Origin of the sequence: Stenotrophomonas sp. 2619 (assembly GCF_040548725.1) — a bacterium.
Lineage (GTDB): Bacteria > Pseudomonadota > Gammaproteobacteria > Xanthomonadales > Xanthomonadaceae > Stenotrophomonas > Stenotrophomonas maltophilia_AP.
The window spans coordinates 55,363-71,721 of the sequence record NZ_JBEPSF010000013.1 but is presented as its reverse complement, the minus strand read 5'-3'; the positions used below and the strand labels follow the sequence as shown (position 1 = coordinate 71,721).

Genomic DNA, 16,359 nt, shown 5'->3' with positions numbered 1-16,359 from the left:
CTAGCATCATCGCGGCTTTCCGCCCCCATCCTGTTGCTACCGCCGCGCCCTGGCCCGTGTCTGCGCACGGTGCAGTACCCTGTGCCTCTACGAACGACGTAGCGCACAAGGACATGGCCATGGCGACTTCCACCCGCGTGTACTTCCCGCGCGCGCAGCGGCGGCTGGCAGCAGCATGCACGCTGCTGTGCGCGCTGGTGCTGCTGCCTGCCGCCCACGGCGCCCCGGCCAGCGCGACACCGCCGGACGCCGCGGCGTCGGATCCGGGCACCTTGGGCTGGATGCAGGGCTTCCCGCCGCCGGAAGCCAAGCGCATCCGCTACACCGATAGCGACTATTTCGCCTTCCCCAAGCTGCGCTGGACCGCCTGCCACTTCCGCCAGTTGATGCCCACCGTAGGCGTCAGCCGCGGGCCGGGGGCGGCGGTGCCGCTGCCCCAGCGGCTGGATGCGGCCATCGACGCGCTGCCGTTCACGCCCTTGAACACACGCACGCGCATGACCTGGGCCGAATCGCTGCAGGCCAATTACACCGACGGCATCATCGTGCTGCACGACGGCGTGGTGGTGTACGAGCGCTACGCCGGCTGCCTGCAGCCCGACGGCCAGCACGGCGCGATGTCCGTCACCAAATCGATCACCGGCCTGCTCGGCGAGATGCTGGTCGCCGAGGGCGTGCTGGATGAAAACGAGACCGTGGGTGCGATCATTCCGGAGCTGGCGCACAGTGCCTTCGGCGATGCCACGGTCAAGCAGGTGCTGGAAATGACCACGGCCCTGCGCTACAGCGAGGACTATGCCGACCCCAACGCCGAAGTCTGGCAATACGCGGCGGCCGGCAGCACGCTGCCCCCGGCCCCGGGCTACACCGGTCCACGCAGCTACTACGACTACCTGCAGACCGTGCAGAAGCAGGGCCGCCACGGCGAGGCATTCGGCTACAAGACGATCAACACCGACACCCTGGGCTGGATCATCGCGCGGCGCACCGGAACGTCGGTTTCCACGCTGTTGTCCGAGCGCATCTGGACCCGGCTGGGCGCAGAGCAGGATGCCTACTACACCGTCGACTCCAGCGGCACGGCGTTCGCCGGTGGTGGCTTCAATGCCGGGCTGCGCGACATGGCCCGGCTTGGCCAGCTGCTGCTGGAGGACGGGCGCCGCAACGGCCAGCAGGTCATACCCGCCGCCGCGATCGCGCGTATCCGGGCCGGCGGCGACACGCGCGCCTTCGCCAAGGCCGGCTACACCTTGCTGCCGGGCTGGAGCTACCGCGGCATGTGGTGGGTGAGCCATAACGCACATGGGGCGTACATGGCGCGCGGCGTGCACGGCCAGGCGCTGTACATCGATCCTGCGGCCAAGGTGGTGATCGCCCGCTTCGGGTCGCATCCCGTGGCCGGCAACAGCGCCAACGACCCCACCACCCTGCCCGCCTTCGATGCACTGGCCCGCTACCTGATGGCGCAGCCCACCCGGTAAGCGCCGGGGCCGGCTCAGCGGCACGCATCGAACACTGCATCGTCCATGCGCCGGCTGAGCGCCAGACTGCGCGCCATGCCGGCCTTCTGGTAGGCGGCATCGCGCCGGCGCTTCGCCTTGGCGCATGCGCGCGGCTGATGGTGAAGTGCGATCACCGCGCCCGGCGACCCGCGTGTCCGCCGCCGTGGCGAGGGACTGCCGCGGCGCGGACGCGGATCGACGGAGGGCCGGCGTTGCAGTTCCAGCGCGCGCTTGCGCGCCTGCAGTTCCCGCCGGATCGCCTCGATCCTGGCGGCATGCTGGCGCTGGGCCGGTACTACATCCACTTCCCACGCCTGCACCGCCTGCCCATCGGTGCAGGGGTGACGCTGGAAGGTCGCCACACCGTCGACGCGGCATTTATGGATCTGCTGGACCTGCGGTGCGGGCGGCGGCGGGGGCGCTGGCGCCGCCATCGCGACCACCGGCAACAGGGCAAGCAGCCACCACCAGCGGGCGCGCAACATGGATCGAGAATAGACGTTTCGCATCGGCAACCTCCCGGAAGGGTCGCCAGCGTCGCGCGCTCGGCGCGAGCAGACCGGGACGCGCGTTACGCGGCATCACCAACGCGTGGTGTCCCTACACGCGCATGCGGGGAAGCGGTCGTACCGATGCAGCGCCGCGCTCACCCGCGCAGGTGCAGTTCCAGCACCTCATCGCCCAGATCGTCGATCTCGCCGGTTGGCCGCCACCCCAGGTGCCGGTAAAAACCATGCGAGCGCGCGTCAGGATCGGCCGCGCAGCCCAGGAACAGACGCGCGAACCCCCAGCCGTGGAAGTCGTCCACCATGCGTGCCAGCAGCGCCTTGCCGATGCCCTTGCCTTCCCATGCCGGCAGCAACGCCAGCACGATGATCTCACCACTGTCGCGGTCGCCGAAGCAGTAGCCCACCATGCCGCCGTCGGCCTCGGCCACATGCCCCGGAAAGCCGCCCTGGGCGATGCCCGTGGCCCAGCTTTCCACGGTGATGCCAAGCGCGGCCAGCTGCGCGGCGGAAAACGCGTTCTCGCGCGTGCGTCCGCGCAGGTCGATGCAGGCCGCGGCATCGGCCGGTACGGCAGGTCGGTACACAACAGGCATCACCACGCTCCTTGTCCACGCCACGGTGCATCCATGGCAGCGGCTCAGCATACGCCAGCGACGCCGCATCGCTGGCGCACGCCGCCATCGTCGGACCGTCTGCGCCCAGGAGTCGGCGGATGCAAAAAGGGCCCGGCAATGCCGGGCCCCGCTGCGCTGCTTGCGCGGTCCGGTTACAGGAACCGGTAGTCGAACTCCAGCCACAGCTGGCGCCCGTACGGGTCGTAGTTGCCGACCGGGTAGAACGGCCAGCCACCGCCGTTCTTGTCCGCCGGGGGACGGCTGTCGCGCAGGTTGTTGACGATCAGGCCCACGCTCGCATTCTCGGTGAGCGTGCGGTACAGGCTGGCGTTGTAGGTGATGTACGGCGCGATGCGACCGCTGCCATCGGTCTTGGGCAGGGAGCCGTAGCGCATGCCGTACAAGGTGGCGGTCCAGTCGTTGATCGCCCAGGTCACGCTGCCGTTGACCTTGCTGCGCCACTGGTTGGAATCGAGCGAGTTGCGCTGGTCCACCACGTCATCCTCGGCGAACTGGCGGTACTCATGGTCGATCACCAGCGAGTACGCCAGCCGCGTGGAGAACCGGCCGTAGCGGCCCGCATCCCAGCGCGCGGTGGCCTTCAGGTCGATGCCGCGCACCGATTCTGACGCTGCGTTGATCGGGTTGATCAGCACGCGGGTCACCTGGTTGGGCTGCACCGCCGCGTCGGCCGGGTTGCGGATCACCCGCGCCAGCGCGTCCTGGCACTGCGCCGAGTTGATGTCGCGCGCGTCGCCGCCCACCGTCTTGCCCAGGCGGCAATCGGCCTCATCGCGCAGGATCCGCGACGAATCCAGGTTGGTTACTTCATCGTCGATGCGGATGTCGTAGTAGTCGGCGGTGAAATCCAGGTTCGCCGTCGGCGACCACACCAGGCCCACCCCGTACGACTTGGCCGTCTCCGGCTGCAGCTGCGGGTTGGCACCGCTGGTGTAGTCGATCGAGAGCCCGCTGTAATCGCAGTCGTCATAGGCCTGGCCGGCGGTGCGGCAGCGCCAGTAGTCGGTCATGCCCGGGTTGTAGCCGCGCGTTTCGCTGGCGAACACATAGTTCATGTCCGGCGCGCGGAAGCTGGTGGCGGCACTGGCGCGCAGCAGCAGGCTGTCGAACGGACGGAACTCCAGGCCGGTGCTCCAGGTGGCCTTGCCGATATGGTCGCCGGCGGCGCGATACTGGTCGTAGCGGCCGGCCACGGTGGCGGTCAGGCGCTCCAGCAGGGGCAGCTGCAGCTCGACACCGGCGGCGTAGCGGTCGCGCTCGCCACCGGACGGAATGCCGGCACTGGTGTTCCAGAACTCGCCGGTAGCGAGGGCCGGATCGGGACGGTTGCGGTAGCCCTGGCTGCCTGCTTCGACCACGGCGGCCAGCGCCGCACGCCCGCCCGGCAGGTCGAACAGCTGCCCGTTCACGCTGAAGGTGGCCGCCTGCAGCCAGGCCGCGTTGCGGCTCTCCTGGGTGGCCGACAGGTTGTCGTACTCGTTCGGGGTCAGCGGCTGGTACAGCCGCGCCGGATCGGGCGCATACACGTCCACGCCATTGCGCGTGCCCAGCTTCGGACCCAGCAGGTAGTCGTTGATGCCGGCCAGCAGCACCGGTCGACGCGTGCGGTTTTCGTAACGCGAGCGGCTGTAGGCCGCTTCATACTCCCAGTCGCTGGCGCCCAGGCTGCCGCGCGCACCCACGTTGAACGACCACGACGATTCCAGGAAACGGTTGGCATTGCGCTGCACGCCGCCGATCTCTTCGGGGGCGAAGCGGCGGTACCAGCTCTCGAGCTGCCCGCTGTTCTGGTTGTAGAAGTAGTTGCGCGACGAGGTCCAGCTGGGCGCGCGGGTGTTGTTGTAGATCCGCGCCGTGCCGATGGCCACGTCGGCGAATAGTTCCTGGCGGTCGTTGAGGTGCCAGGTGAGCGCGCTGTACGCGTCGATGTTGCGCTTCTCGGTCTGCACCGTCCAGAACGTGGCCGCCGCTTCATTGCTGCCGCAGTACCAGCCCTGGCGCGGATTCTGCGCACGGAACACGCTGCCGCCGTACAGGCCGCTGCTGGCATCGCAGCCGGTGGCACCGGGATCGATGTAGCTGTTGGTGCTGGCATTGCGCCGGTAGGCCACGCCGGTGGCCAGCGGGGTGACCCCGCGCGGGTCGTCGGTGAGCGAATCCATGAAGTCGCGCTGCGAGCCGTAGATCGCCTTGCGGTTGGCGATTTCCAGCCCGAAGATCGCCTCCCACTGGTCACCGGTGCTGCCGCCCACCACCTGCAGGCGCTGGTTGTCGCCGCCCCCCTGCTCGGTGGTGCCGGCCTTGACGTTGATGCCAACGCCCTCGTAGGACTTCTTCAGGATGATGTTGACCACCCCGGCGATGGCGTCCGAACCGTACACGGCCGACGCGCCGCCGGTGAGCACCTCGATGCGGTCGATCAGCGCGCTGGGGATGTTGGCCAGGTTCACCACGTTGACCGAGCCTTCGTAGGCCAGCGGGTAGTCGGACTGGCGGCGGCCGTTGACCAGCACCAGGGTGCGGTTGGGGCCGAGCCCGCGCAGGTTGATGGTGTTGGCGGCCGGGGTGAAGGTGTTGCCGAAGTCTTCGCCCTGCACGCTGCCGGTGTTCTCGGTCAGCGCACTGAGCGCTTCAAAGGCGCTGCGGTAGCCCTGCGCCTCGATCTGCTGCTGGGTGATCACCGTGACCGGTGAGGGACCTTCCACGCTGGCGCGGGGAATGCGCGAGCCGGTGATGCGCACCGCCTCCAGTTCGGTGGGCGCAGGGCCATCGGCGGCATGCGCCAATGGGCTGGTGGCAAGCAGGGGCAACAGGGACACGACCAAAGGCCGCAGGCGCAGCGGACGACGAAGCAGAGACATGCAGGTTCCTGGGTGAGGGACAACGTTCCGGTGCGGCAAGCCATTGCCACAGGGGGACCGGAATGCGCGCCAGTTTGCTGAATGCGCCCCTGCCCGGGAAATGACTGCCCGGGATATGCATATCGATTTTCTGCCTAAGGCACGGCAGCACTGGGCAGATGGCAAAACAAGGTGCTTCTCCCATCCGAGGGAAGCGTCTTGTTGCAAGGGCCGTCGCAGAGTGAGCACGACGCTACGGGTGTGGCCGGGTGTGCAGGCGCCGTTTGGATCGGCTGGCGTCTCCGATTGGGCCGGTCGCGAGCGTGAGGGCCCCGTAGCAGCCGGTAGGCCCGTGGCGCAAATGTCCCCCGGCCGCGTGGCGGCCTCCTCCTTTACTTTGCCCACGGGCCTACCGGCTGCTACGGGGCTCGGCTCGCGGCAGAACCACGCAGAATTTTCTGACGCCGTCGGCGGGTCGGGCGCTGGGCGCCCATGTCCTTGGAGGCGAAGTAAAGGAGGAGGTGGCGGCCGCAGGCCGACGCCGGGGGACATTCGCCGAAAAGGGCATGGGCGCCCAGCGCCCGACCCGCCGACGGCTGCGCCGGAAAACCACCAGGGCACGTTTCTGCCTGCCCAGCAGATGGGCGAAGAACCAAACAAAAACGGCGACCCTGCGGTCGCCGTCGTGGTGCATTGCCTGGCTGCGGCGATCAGGCCTTGGCAGCGGCCTGCTGGCTCTGCCGTTGGACCAGCGCATTGAAGCGCGACAGCGAGCTCAGGTGGTGGTGCACCAGGGCCAGGTAGCCGTTGCGGTGCCACGCCAGCACGATGTCATCGGGCAGCTTGGACAGCTTTTCCACGTCGACCACGTGGAACCCGTTCACCGACATCTGCTCCCCGTTGTTCAGAGTCACATCGATGCTGCGCTCCACCAGCAGGTCCTGAGCCAGGATCGCTGCGGTGAACTGGCGGGTCGCCTCGTGCTCGCGGGTGAAATCACCGCAGAAGCGCATGGCGTTGTCGACCAGTTCGGTGGCCTTGCCATCCACGAACAGCGGCTCGCCTTCGTCACTGGTGCCCTGGTTGACATGCTCGGCGTCGGCGTCGATGGCCAGCAGGTAGTCACCGTCGGTATCGGCCTGCATGAACACGAACGGATACCGGCGCACGTAGGCCGGGGCGTAGGTGTCTTCGGCCCACTTGTCGCCGTCGATGAACAGGTTGCTGCGGGCCAGGCCCACGGCCACGATCGGCGCAGCGTCCTTGCCGGTGAACAGGATCGGGAAATGCTGTGCGGCCAGGCCGAACTCGCCCACCACGGCCGGAATCGCGTTGGTTTCGGCCGCAAAGGCCACGGTGCCCTGCACCAGGCGCCAATTGGCGTGCTTGTCCGATTGCAGCGGCAGCGGCTGGCGGTAGAACAGCGGGCCGGACGCCTGGGCCGGTGCCGGGGGGGTAGTGGTTTCAGCAGTCATGGAATAGGTCAGGTACGACGCGCCAGACAGCCCGGGCGCGAAAGCGGGCACCGCATTGATCGGCCACTATAGCGTGGCTCCATGACGATTTGCGCCGTGCCGGAAGGCATGGATGGCCGCAGGCACGGCGCTCACCGTCTACAGCTCTGTGAACTCCCCGCACTCGGGCAGCGGGGTATCGGGCTGGTAGCGACCGCCATCGAAACGCAGCACCCGCTGGTAGGAGCAGGTCCGGTCGGCCTGGGTGCGCAGGTCCTGCCGGCGCAGCGGCCCCCGCGCCTGGGAATCCTGCAGCCGCGACGCCCCCGCCGGGAAACGGGTGGCCGTGGTGGCGTAGCGCAGCACCGGCATGCCCTGCCCGGCCGGGTCCAGGGTCAGCACGCCACGGAAGCTGTACTGGTCATGGCAGGCGCCCGAGCGCCGGGCGGTGTCCTGTTCACCGAAGCAGGCACGGATCATGGCGTGGCCGTCGGCGGGCAGCGTCAACACGTCCGGATCGATCTGGATGCCATCGTCCATGTGGCGGATACGGCTCAGCACCAGGGTGGACGCGCCCGCATCCCCGCCGGAGTACAGCGTGGTCACGCTGCGCTGCACCCCCACCAGGACGTTTTCCAGGGCCGCCTGCTGCGGGTCGGTCGGCCTCTGCCCCGCGTCGGCGCCGGGTGCCAGGCGCACGATGAACGGCCATGGCGTATCGGTGCCGGTGGCGTCGGCACCGGCGGTATCCAGCGGGATGAACCAGGTATGCGGCTCGGCCGCACCGGGCAGGTGATGCTCGATCTCCAGCTGCGACGCCTGATCGTCGCCTTCGCGGGCGGTGCGCACTCACCACTGACGGTCGGCCGTGCAGAAGCGTGCCGACGCCTGCCCGGCGTCCGCCGGTGCGGCGGGCTGCTCGATCAGCGCCTCCAGCCGGTTGCCGGCACGGTCGTGCACCGGCGCGGCCACCGCAGCACTGCTGATGCTTACAAGCAGCACGCCCACGGCGGCAAGAAGGGGTCTGCGCTGCAACGTCCCTGGCATGTGCTGGATCCTGTCGTAAACGAACAGGATAGCGCAGGGCTCAGCGCACCCCGTCCAGCGCGTCCTGCGCACCGGTCACGGCCGCGCACGCGTGGTCCTGCAGTTCCTCGCCGCTGGCATCGTTGCCCTGTGCTGCATCCAGCTGCGTGGCCAGCAGCAGGAACCCCGGGCTGCCGTCGGCGGCGTGGGCACCCGCCACCACCAACGACCATTGGCCCAGGTTCTGAGCGCCGGCCAGTTCGCTGGCCAGAAGCCGCACCGGATCAACGGTCAACGCGTCCCCCGCCACCCGTCGCGCCTGGTAGCGGTGGCCACGCAATGGCTCCGGCAGCGGCTGCCAACGCGCCTCGATGGCCGGCCCCAGGCGCTGCAACTGCGCCAGGACATCGGCGCGCAGGCAGTCCACGTGGATGTGCAACTGGTGCTGCGAGCGCCCGTGCGGCGAGTTCAGCGCCAGGCTGGTGACCTCCCGGGGCAGCGGGCGGCCCAGCGCCTGCGCGGTGCGCCAGCGCTCCTGCCAGGCGGCAGCGAAATAGTTGGGCGCATCGGCACGCAGCAGCAGCGGGCTTTCGATACCGGTCACCCGGTCCAGCGGCAGCAGCAGGTACTGATACTGGCCGTGCGAGTCCTTCAGCACCACGTCGCGGCGTCCGGCCTGCGGGTTGACCGCTACACAACTGCCTTGGGGCGACCCCTGCAGGCGGCAGTCGCGCTGCACGATCCCCCACAGCGCATCGGGATTGACCGGCGGCTTGGCCGGGGGTGGTGCGCTGGCACAGGCAGCCAACAGCAGCAGGACGCAAGGCAGGAACAATCGGTGGATCACGGGCAGGACTCGGCTACGGCTACGGCTACCGTCCGGTCCGCGCCGGGCCGGCTCGGCGCGTAGTGTACCCGCTCGCCCTTTGCCGCCCGGCGACACAGTGCCGCTGGGCCGCCTTTCCCACAGAGGTCGGGCTAGGCAGGCTCGGTCTCCGCCCGCGGCGCCGCAGCGCCCTCCTCGACCTCGCCCGGCTTGTACTTGGTATCGCCGAAGTACAGCACCCGCCACATCGCCAGGTTGCCGATGAACCAGTGCGAGATGGAGTCGTGGCCGTAGCCGTCGAAGAAGGTTTCCACTGCTTCGGGCAGCAGCTGCTTGTTGTCCCAGGCATCGAGCATGGTGCGCTCGGCCAGGGTGAGGCGCTTGCCACGCTCGCGCTTGCGTCGCAGCGCGACCATCTTCCCGACCAGCGTGTCGGTCTCGCTGGCCAGGCCCTTACGCTGCTTCTTGACCTCCGACAGCGCATCGTTGCGCGCGCTCAATTCATCGGAGACCCGGTTCCATTCGGCCACCTGTTCGCTGCTCATGTCGCTGGGGCCGCCATCGCGGGCATACGGATCGCCCAGCTGCGCGCGGCGCCGGCGCAGGGTCTTCACCTCCGCATCCAGCGCGTCCTGGCGCTCCTGCAGGCGCTGCATCGACGGCAGCTTGTCGCCGCGCGCCACCCGCACCTTCAACCAGCGGTGCAGCAGCTCCATGTGCGCGGCCTGCACGTCTTCCATGCGTCCCCGCTTGACCCGGATCGCCTGCAGGTAGGCGTTGTACACCGCCTGCAGCTCGGGATCGGACTTGTCGAACTCCGCCCGGACCGACGGGTCCAGCCGTGTCATCGGGTGCAGCAGCACGCCCCCGGCCAGGGCAATGTCGTACATCTCGTTCAGCGCGAACCGCGCGATGCTGTTCTGGCGCCCCTGGTGCTGCGGATCGTAGCCGCCGCCCACGTCGGAGTGCACGCCCGGGTACCAGATCTCTTGGGTGTTGTCGGGATAGCGTGCGTCGTCGCGGGTGGAGTCCAGCGGGAACTGACCGCGCAGCTCGTGCGCGGCGGTCATGTGCACCGACTGCACCACCATCGGCGGAATGCGCATGCCCTCGCCCCAGCCGTTATGGCCGTTGCCCGCATTCACGGCGGCGTGCGCCAGGGTCGGCCACACCGACACCACCGTGTCGTACAGGCCAGCGAACCCGATCCGCATCGGCACGGTCTTGTTGTACATCCAGGTGCCGTCGGGCTGGCGCTTGCACAGCGCCACCAGGTCGCGGATGAACCCGCGGGCCTGCGCCGCGCCGCGCGAGAAGCCGAACACCGACACGTTCACCACCACGATGCGCATCTGCGCCGCCTGCTGGGTGATGAAGGTATCCAGCTGCTCCAGCGCATGGTCGATGCGCTCGCGCCCGCCCTTGCCGATCGCCAGACCCAGCATGCCACCGCTGTCGCCCACCTCCGGGCACGGGGTACCTACCCCGGCCAGGTACGTGGACAGCACGTTGCGGTGGCCATCGATGCGGGCGTTGTACAGGCGGGCGATGTTGGACAGCGCGCGCTGGTCGTCCGGTTTGCCCATCTCCGCATCGCGGTTGTTGCCGGTGCCGTCGAAGTAGATCGTGACCTGCAGCGACTGGCTGCAACCGGTGGTGGCCTCTTCCTTCTCGGGCAGCGTACAGCTCTGTGCGGCCTGCCGTTGCTGGCGCTCGGCATCGGTCATGGGTCGGGTGCCCCGGGCCAGCCGCGCGGTGCGCGCCGTGGGATCGGCGTCGGCCACCGGCTCGGGCGAGCCGGGCTCCAGGTCTACCTGGCCGGGGATGGCAGTGGGATCAGTTGCGGTCATCGGCAGTGCACTCCTTCATCTACCGGTGCGGGCACCGGACGGCTTCCTTGGAGAACGGGCAACGCGTAGTTACAGGCCCTGGTTCGCGATATGGCCCTCAGGGATCTTCTCGCGGCGCTGGTCCCAGGGATCCTTGCCGCGCTCCAGCAGTTCGGCTTCCACGTGCCCGTCCTGGTAGAAGTGCAGCAACAGCGTGTGCGGGTCGGCCGGGTACGGCTGACGCACCTTTACCGGCGCCGATTTCGGCTCACGCGGGCCGACGTCCACGTAGGTGTTGGTCTTCAGGTCGTAACGGCCGGACAGCTCCCAGGTGACGTTGAGCGTGATCGGTTTGTCGGTGCGTGGCGCAAGGGGTCCCATCACCGACCCACTGTTGGTATAGGCCGATATTCCGCCCATCCACTTGCCATCCACCCGCGTGTCATACAGGTAGCGGTCGCTGTAATTGAACGCGAACAGCGTCAGGTACGGCGACTTCGGCTTGCTCTTGGCCATCGCACGCGAGCAGCCCGCGCCGATCAGCACGATGGCCAGCGCCGCGAGCGCGATCCAGGTAAACGGCTTGAGACTCAACATGCAGGCTCCACGACAGACAGGCCAACGGGGTACGAACGAAAAGGGATCACCAGGTTTCCTCCATCGGCCAGACCTCATCGCCGATCTGCTTCGCGGTGCGGCGGCCATCGGCGAAGTCCTGCAATCGCTTCTGCCAGGCCGGGTCGTCGGCCAGGTCATCGCCAGCCAGCAATGCCCAGGTGCACACCATCAGCACCCGTCGGCTGTCTTCGATGCCGAACCGGGCGGCCAGCGCCACGGCGCCGCGCAGGAACCCGTACCAGTTGGCCGACGGCAGGCGATCGAGCAGTTCCGGATCGGTCAACTGGTAATGCTCGATCAGTGTGTAGGGGTAGGCCGAATCGATCAGCACGCGGCGCTGTTCGGCTTCCAGCGTCCACGGCAGCAGGTGCGGGTCGATCTGTGGACAGGTCAGCGCCAGCGTCTCCCAGCGATGATCGTGGGTCACGTAATGCCAGCGCTCCCCCACCGCGAGGAACACCTCCCGCTGTTCGCGGTCCAGCGCCTGCACCCACCAGGGCAGTACGCGCCCGTCGTAGAACCGGGCCAGGAATTCCTTGCCGTTGGGATAGCGCGCGTCCAGCCGGCGCGACAGGCGTTGCAGCAGCACGTCCTGCGTCAACACGGATTCGATCACCGTGGCGGCGCCCAGCGCCTTGGCATGCCCGTCCAGCCGCAGCAGCACGGCCTCCGCCGGGAGCTCGGGAGGCAGACGGCACAGGTACACCGAGGTGTCGGCGCTGCCATCGGCCAACAACCCATCGAACAGCCGCGACGCCGCATGCGGCAGGAACTGCAGCACGGCCTGCGGTGCATCGCACTGGGCGCCGTCGAGCAGCAGGTAGCGATGCTGCCCCGTCGCCAAGGGCGGCCATTGCGTGCGCGGGAAGGTCGTCGGCAGCATGGATCAGCCCTTCGGGGTCAACGGCGCGGCACGCTGCGCGGCCAACAGCAGGCATTCCTTGCACACCGACTGCGGGAACACCGGCAACGGGTAATTGCCACTGCCGCCGGGCTGGAACGACTTGCGCGCCGCATGCACGGTGATGGTGCCCGGCGCGGTGAAGGTGATGTTGCCCTGTTCGATGGTGAGACTGGCACCGCCGGCCGTGGCCACGTGGAGGGTGCGCCCGGCGCCAAGTTCCAACGCGGCCTGGGCACTGGCGCCATGCAGCGCCGCCTGCGACTGCACCCGGATCTCGTCGTTCTGCGCCAGCAGTTCCAGCGTGCCGTTGCCACTGACCACGCTCAACGTGGTGGCCTCCGCCCCCTGCCCGGTGCGTGCTGCGGCAAGCACGCCCAGGGCCTGGCGGCTGTGCCAGCGTGCCTGGCCCATCACCACGGTTTCGCTGGCCAGGCCGCTGCCGAGGGTGAGCGTTTCGCCCTGCGCCCATTGCAGTGATTGCCCCGCCACATGGGCGATACCCGCTGGTGCGGCGATGCCCAGCAACGGGTCGCCGGTATGCGGCACGCTGTCTGCGCCAGCCGCGGCATCGCGATCCGGCGCCGCCCCGCGCGCGTCGGGATAGGCACCACCGGTTACCGCGGTGCGCGTACTGCGCAGCATTGCCTGCAGCGGGGCGGCATCGGTCACCAGCCGGGAGTGCGCCGGGCGCACCACGCCTTCGCTATCGGCCAGGCGCACCGTTTGATGGGTGCCGGCCGCCACCGCGAACGTGCTGCCCAGCGTATCCAGCTGGGTCAACAGGGCGACCGGTGCCGCTGCCGTGCCCGCGGCGCTGGTGGTGCCCGCATACGCACTGAGCCACAACCCGGCGCGGCCACGCACGCTGCCCCAGGCATCGCTGCGCAGTTCGAATCCTTCGCCGCGCAGGCTGCCGCGGAAATTGTCGGCCTGGTGGATCAGGTGACCCAGGCTCAGGCCGCTGGACGCCTGCGTGGTGGCCAGCTGCAACCGCAGCTGGGCATCGCTGTCGTCGAACAGCAGGCGGCTGTAGCCCTGCCCGCCCCACTCGCGTGACTGCATGCCCCACATCGCCCCGGCGTGCCGATGTGCGTCCTCGCCGCCACCGGCGGCGTGCCAGGCCGGGGCATGGCCGCCGCTGCGGTTGCCCTGTGCGCTGGCCACCGCATCGCCGGCCTGCGCATACGCGCTGGTATCGGCCTCGGCGCTGCGGCCGCCCGGGGTCGGCACGGTGCCGGCTTCACCCTGGCCGTTGTAAAGGCTGCCCAGCACCACCGGGCGATCGATGTCGCCCTCCAGGAAGCCCACCAGGACCTCCTGCCCCACGCGCGGCACGAACTGGCTGCCAACGCCCGGTCCCGCATAGCGCTGGGCCACGCGCAGCCAGGTGCTGTCGGCACTCGCGCCGGCCGCGCCAGCAGCGCCCTGGAAATGGAAACGCACCCGGATCCGCCCGAGGCTGTCGGCATGCACGTCGCGCGCGCCGTCCGCGCTGACCCCGGGGGCGGCCACCACCACGGCCGTCTGGTACCCCGGTGCCAACGGACGCGGGTTCAGGCGCGCGCCACTGTCGTCGAACAGCACCGGCCGCCAGGCCAGGTCCCGTGCCTGGGCGTCGAAGGTATTGGCGTAACCATGCGTCTGGGCGCTCCCGGACCCGGCTGCGGCTTCCTCCACGGGATCCACGGGCTGAAGCGCCGCGAGCGCCTCGCGCAGGTCCACCGGCAGGTTGTTGATGCCCACATGCTGCACCCGGGTCAACACGAGTTCGGCAGGTGCGCCACCGGGCAGCCCGGTCACCGTCAGCCACTGACCGGCCGTGGCGCTGCGCAGCGTGCTGCGCCCGTGCCACTGCTGGGCCTGCGCCTCGCCTGCCTGGGCCATCAGCCCGGCGTAACGATCGGCCTCGACGCTGTCGGCAAAGCTGTAGGCGCCGGACGGGTCGTACACCTCGCGTGCCTCACCCTGCCCGCCGCCTTCCAACGGCACGCCGGCGGCGAGCGAACGGCTGGCCTTGTAATCATCGCTGTGCAGCGTCAGGCGCTGGGCGCCCAGGCGACGCCGGCGGCCCAGTGCCTGCACGGTGTCATCGGCTTCGGTGGCATCGGCACGGTGGAAGCGCACCCCGCCACCTGCCTGCGACACCGCGTCCTGCGCCTGCGCGGCGGCATCGGCAAACAGCACCAGCACGTGGCCGCCGGGATCCTCCCCACCATCTTCCACCCGCCAGCCCAGGCCTTCTTCGGCCAGCAGGCGCTGGAGGAAGGCCAGGTCGGTCTCGCGATACTGCACGCAGTAGCTGCGCGGTCGCGCGCCCTTCAGAAAATCCGCGGCTTCCCCGCTCCAGCGCCATTGCAGCTGGCCGGCGTGGTCGCCCAATAAGGTGTCGACGATCTGTTGCACGTCCATGTTCTGGAACACGCGGCTGTGATGGCCATGTTCCAACCGGCAACTGGCGTCCCGCAGCACCACGCGGTAACGGGCCAGGCCGCCATCGTCCGCGAGCAGGTGCGCTTCGGTGATCAGGCCATGCCGGGGCAGCCAGCAACCGTCGGCCAGCCGGGTCTGCAGGCAAGCCGCACTGCCAAGCCACTGCTCCAGGGGCAGGTCCGCGTCGAGCGCCAACAGCAGCACCTCGTAGCGGAACCCGTGCGAGAGCTGTTCTTCACCCTGCCAGCGGTCCACCAGCACCATCGGCGCATCCGGCAACTGCATCCGGTACAGACGTTCCCCATCCAACAACCAGGCCGCCTGTGTCATCAGGTTCCGCATTGCTTCCATGGCTCACCTTGGCTCGCGCGCCACCGGCGTTGCCGGCGCCGCTTCCATCCCCTGTGACCCGACGGTAGCAGATGCAAAACCAACACGCACGCTACGCAAGGCAGCGTCCGTTAAAACCACGTCAACGTGCTGCCAACGTGAGTCAGTAGGTGGCGTAGGGAACTTCCACTACGACCGGGGCGCCTGGCGCCCCCACCGGGCGCAGGGTGAAGCGGTCCAGCGTGCCGTCTTCATCGGTGAAGGTGGTCGTCTGGAACTGCAGCTTGTAGCTGCGGGTGCCGGTCTTGACGGTGCCGGCGGCATCGATGCTGGCGCCCGGGGGCAGCAGCAGCCCACCCAGGTCGCTGTACGCCTCGATGGCGTCATGGAAGACGTAGGTGGCCAGGGCACCGTCGCGTTGCATCTCGTACACGCGCGGTTGGTAAGGCGGGGTGTCGTTGCCCTCGTTGAGCAGGTCCGACACCCACACGCCCGGCAAGCGGTACTGCGTTTCCAGCACGCCCGCGTCCAGCCGGTCGCTGCTGACCACCATGCAACACACCACGCGGTTGGCTTCCCGGTCCAGAATGGCAAAGCGCGTGCCCTTGGCCACGGGGGTGGGCAGCATCGCAAACGCCAGATCGTCCTGCGCCGGTTCGACCCCATTGGCCGAATGCACGTTGCGCCAGCCGCCGAAGACGGCGGCGACCGGTGCGGCCTGTGCGGCGGCATCCAGGCCGACCGCCAGTCCCAGCGCCAACAGCAGCGCCTGGGTGATGTTTCTGCCCTGCATGGGTGTGGGTCCAGTGTTGAAAGCGCCGCCACTATGCGTCAGCGGCGCGGGAGGATCAATTGGTGCCGAAGCGTACGTCGACCGTCTGTGCGGCGCCACCGTTTTCAGGCGTAAGGCGGTAGGTTTCCAGCCCGCCGTCATCGTCGGGCAACGTGTCCACGGTGCGGACCACCGTGTAGGTCGCACCGCCGAAGCTCACCTTGCCCGCGCCGGCCGCCTGTGCATCGGCCGGCAGCAACAGGCCGCCCCATTCGCCGCTCTCGGTGAAATGCCCCTCGAACCGGTAGCCCAGCAGGCGGCCCACCGGGCGCGCGGCGAACACGTGCGATGCCCCGCCGGCGCCATTGTCCAACCCACTGGTCAGATCCGATGCCCACACCCCGGGCACCTGGTAGGAATGTTCCAGGGTGGCCCGCTGCAGCCGGGGACTGGACACTTCCAGGCAGCAGACAGGCTGCCACCGGGTCAGGTCCATCACCGTGAAGCGGGTGCCTTTGCCCGCGTCGGCAGGCAGCATCACGAACGCGCTGCGCTGTTCGGACACCGAATACGCCGGCCCGATCGTCAGGCTGCGCCAGCCGCCCGCGGACGGCCCGGCCGCGTGGGCGCTGCCAGCGGCGGCAAGCAGGGAAAACACAGCAGCGATGGCGCCTTTCATGGACA

General features: G+C 68.9%; 14 protein-coding genes. 1 reads left to right on the top strand and 13 read right to left on the bottom strand.

Annotated elements, in window-relative coordinates:
• Window positions 1–119 precede the first annotated feature (119 nt).
• A complete protein-coding gene (locus ABIA71_RS13930; RefSeq protein ID WP_354285890.1) occupies window positions 120–1,481 on the top strand; it encodes a serine hydrolase domain-containing protein in 1,362 nt (453 codons plus the stop codon).
• Window positions 1,482–1,495: 14 nt separating this feature from the next.
• Here the strand turns inward: ABIA71_RS13930 and ABIA71_RS13925 are convergent, their stop codons facing one another.
• The 13 genes from ABIA71_RS13925 to ABIA71_RS13865 form a co-directional block, all read right to left on the bottom strand.
• Window positions 1,496–1,987 carry a hypothetical protein gene (locus ABIA71_RS13925; protein ID WP_354285888.1) on the bottom strand — a complete coding sequence of 164 codons (492 nt, stop codon included), beginning with the start codon at window positions 1,985–1,987 and terminating at the stop codon, window positions 1,496–1,498.
• 161 nt (window positions 1,988–2,148) lie between these two features.
• Complete coding sequence (locus ABIA71_RS13920; RefSeq protein ID WP_354285886.1) at window positions 2,149–2,604, bottom strand: GNAT family N-acetyltransferase; 456 nt, start codon at window positions 2,602–2,604, stop codon at window positions 2,149–2,151.
• Window positions 2,605–2,777: 173 nt separating this feature from the next.
• Window positions 2,778–5,507, bottom strand: coding sequence for a TonB-dependent receptor (locus tag ABIA71_RS13915; protein ID WP_354285884.1), 2,730 nt, complete (start codon window positions 5,505–5,507; stop codon window positions 2,778–2,780).
• Window positions 5,508–6,196: 689 nt separating this feature from the next.
• Window positions 6,197–6,961, bottom strand: a complete 765-nt coding sequence (locus tag ABIA71_RS13910) for a SapC family protein (protein ID WP_354285882.1) — start codon at window positions 6,959–6,961, stop codon at window positions 6,197–6,199.
• A gap of 138 nt (window positions 6,962–7,099) precedes the next feature.
• Window positions 7,100–7,789 carry a hypothetical protein gene (locus ABIA71_RS13905; protein ID WP_354285880.1) on the bottom strand — a complete coding sequence of 230 codons (690 nt, stop codon included), beginning with the start codon at window positions 7,787–7,789 and terminating at the stop codon, window positions 7,100–7,102.
• Window positions 7,790–7,987, bottom strand: coding sequence for a hypothetical protein (locus ABIA71_RS13900; RefSeq protein ID WP_354285879.1), 198 nt, complete (start codon window positions 7,985–7,987; stop codon window positions 7,790–7,792).
• A gap of 40 nt (window positions 7,988–8,027) precedes the next feature.
• Complete coding sequence (locus ABIA71_RS13895) at window positions 8,028–8,801, bottom strand: CDP-diacylglycerol diphosphatase (RefSeq protein WP_354285877.1); 774 nt, start codon at window positions 8,799–8,801, stop codon at window positions 8,028–8,030.
• A 143-nt stretch (window positions 8,802–8,944) separates the two neighbouring features.
• Window positions 8,945–10,642, bottom strand: coding sequence for a T6SS phospholipase effector Tle1-like catalytic domain-containing protein (locus tag ABIA71_RS13890; RefSeq protein WP_354285875.1), 1,698 nt, complete (start codon window positions 10,640–10,642; stop codon window positions 8,945–8,947).
• Between the two features lie 69 nt (window positions 10,643–10,711).
• Window positions 10,712–11,218, bottom strand: coding sequence for a hypothetical protein (locus ABIA71_RS13885; protein ID WP_354285873.1), 507 nt, complete (start codon window positions 11,216–11,218; stop codon window positions 10,712–10,714).
• Between the two features lie 46 nt (window positions 11,219–11,264).
• Window positions 11,265–12,122, bottom strand: a complete 858-nt coding sequence (locus ABIA71_RS13880; RefSeq protein ID WP_354285872.1) for a DUF4123 domain-containing protein — start codon at window positions 12,120–12,122, stop codon at window positions 11,265–11,267.
• Window positions 12,123–12,125: 3 nt separating this feature from the next.
• The gene (locus ABIA71_RS13875; protein ID WP_354285870.1) at window positions 12,126–14,924 is read right to left on the bottom strand and encodes a type VI secretion system Vgr family protein; all 2,799 of its coding nucleotides are present in this window, start codon (window positions 14,922–14,924) and stop codon (window positions 12,126–12,128) included.
• A 142-nt stretch (window positions 14,925–15,066) separates the two neighbouring features.
• Window positions 15,067–15,696, bottom strand: a complete 630-nt coding sequence (locus tag ABIA71_RS13870; RefSeq protein WP_354285869.1) for a decarboxylase — start codon at window positions 15,694–15,696, stop codon at window positions 15,067–15,069.
• Window positions 15,697–15,751: 55 nt separating this feature from the next.
• Entirely contained in the window at window positions 15,752–16,354 is a 603-nt protein-coding gene (locus ABIA71_RS13865) for a hypothetical protein (RefSeq protein ID WP_354285867.1), read from the bottom strand.
• Window positions 16,355–16,359: the final 5 nt, after the last annotated feature.

What these genes read in the sequence shown, in the direction of transcription:
- ABIA71_RS13870 (WP_354285869.1), bottom strand. Translation starts at nt 15,696, where the DNA reads ATGCAGGGCAGAAACATCACCCAGGCGCTGCTGTTGGCGCTGGGACTG.
- ABIA71_RS13910 (WP_354285882.1), bottom strand. Translation starts at nt 6,961, where the DNA reads ATGACTGCTGAAACCACTACCCCCCCGGCACCGGCCCAGGCGTCCGGC.
- ABIA71_RS13880 (WP_354285872.1), bottom strand. Translation starts at nt 12,122, where the DNA reads ATGCTGCCGACGACCTTCCCGCGCACGCAATGGCCGCCCTTGGCGACG.
- ABIA71_RS13890 (WP_354285875.1), bottom strand. Translation starts at nt 10,642, where the DNA reads ATGACCGCAACTGATCCCACTGCCATCCCCGGCCAGGTAGACCTGGAG.
- ABIA71_RS13865 (WP_354285867.1), bottom strand. Translation starts at nt 16,354, where the DNA reads ATGAAAGGCGCCATCGCTGCTGTGTTTTCCCTGCTTGCCGCCGCTGGC.
- ABIA71_RS13920 (WP_354285886.1), bottom strand. Translation starts at nt 2,604, where the DNA reads ATGCCTGTTGTGTACCGACCTGCCGTACCGGCCGATGCCGCGGCCTGC.
- ABIA71_RS13875 (WP_354285870.1), bottom strand. Translation starts at nt 14,924, where the DNA reads ATGGAAGCAATGCGGAACCTGATGACACAGGCGGCCTGGTTGTTGGAT.
- ABIA71_RS13930 (WP_354285890.1), top strand. Translation starts at nt 120, where the DNA reads ATGGCGACTTCCACCCGCGTGTACTTCCCGCGCGCGCAGCGGCGGCTG.
- ABIA71_RS13885 (WP_354285873.1), bottom strand. Translation starts at nt 11,218, where the DNA reads ATGTTGAGTCTCAAGCCGTTTACCTGGATCGCGCTCGCGGCGCTGGCC.
- ABIA71_RS13915 (WP_354285884.1), bottom strand. Translation starts at nt 5,507, where the DNA reads ATGTCTCTGCTTCGTCGTCCGCTGCGCCTGCGGCCTTTGGTCGTGTCC.
- ABIA71_RS13900 (WP_354285879.1), bottom strand. Translation starts at nt 7,987, where the DNA reads ATGCCAGGGACGTTGCAGCGCAGACCCCTTCTTGCCGCCGTGGGCGTG.
- ABIA71_RS13925 (WP_354285888.1), bottom strand. Translation starts at nt 1,987, where the DNA reads ATGTTGCGCGCCCGCTGGTGGTGGCTGCTTGCCCTGTTGCCGGTGGTC.